This is a genomic window from Paenibacillus hodogayensis (assembly GCF_039536325.1).
Classification (GTDB): Bacteria; Bacillota; Bacilli; order Paenibacillales; family NBRC-103111; genus Paenibacillus_AB; species Paenibacillus_AB hodogayensis.
Genome location: NZ_BAAAYO010000023.1, coordinates 1 through 1096, shown reverse-complemented (window position 1 = coordinate 1096; position 1096 = coordinate 1). Strand labels below are relative to the sequence as shown.

1 rRNA gene is annotated in these 1096 nt (G+C 54.7%); it reads left to right on the top strand.

The features are described 5' to 3' along the window. Positions 1 to 1096: ribosomal RNA gene (locus ABD796_RS35575) — 23S ribosomal RNA — on the top strand; the annotation flags it as partial.

The window sequence follows — 1096 nt, the reverse complement described above, 5'->3', positions numbered from 1 at the left end:
GACGTGGCGAACTACGATAACGCCTCGGGGAGCCGTAAGCAGGCTTTGATCCGGGGATGTCCGAATGGGGAAACCCACGCAGAGTCATGTCTGCGTACCTGTTGCTGAATACATAGGCAGCAAGGAGGCACACCCAGGGAACTGAAACATCTAAGTACCTGGAGGAACAGAAAACAATAGTGATTCCGTCAGTAGCGGCGAGCGAACGCGGAGAAGCCCAAACCGATTCCTTCGGGGATCGGGGTTGTAGGACGTCGATATGGCAAAAGCAGATTAGGTGAAGCGGTCTGGAAAGGCCCGCAAAACAAGGTAAAAGCCCTGTAGCCGAAAATGTGCGTATGCCTAGACGGATCCTGAGTACGGCGGGGCACGGGAAACCCCGTCGGAATCCGGCAGGACCATCTGCCAAGGCTAAATACTCCCTAGCGACCGATAGCGAAGCAGTACCGTGAGGGAAAGGTGAAAAGCACCCCGGGAGGGGAGTGAAATAGAACCTGAAACCGTGTGCCTACAAAAAGTCAGAGGCCGTTCATGGCTGATGGCGTGCCTTTTGTAGAATGAACCGGCGAGTTACGTTTGCAAGCGAGGTTAAGTCGAAGAGACGGAGCCGCAGCGAAAGCGAGTCTGAATAGGGCGATTCAGTTTGCAGGCGTAGACCCGAAACCGTGTGATCTACCCCTGTCCAGGGTGAAGGTGCGGTAACACGCACTGGAGGCCCGAACCCACGAGCGTTGAAAAGCTCGGGGATGAGGTGGGGGTAGGGGAGAAATTCCAATCGAACTCGGAGATAGCTGGTTCTCCCCGAAATAGCTTTAGGGCTAGCCTCGGATATAGAGTCGTGGAGGTAGAGCACTGATTGGGTGCGGGGCCCGCCAAGGGTTACCAAGTCCAGTCAAACTCCGAATGCCACAGACTCGTTTACCGGGAGTCAGACGGTGAGTGCTAAGATCCATCGTCAAGAGGGAAAGAGCCCAGACCATCAGCTAAGGTCCCCAAGTGCGTGTTAAGTGGGAAAGGATGTGGAGTTGCACAGACAACCAGGATGTTGGCTTAGAAGCAGCCACCATTGAAAGAGTGCGTAATAGCTCACTGGTCG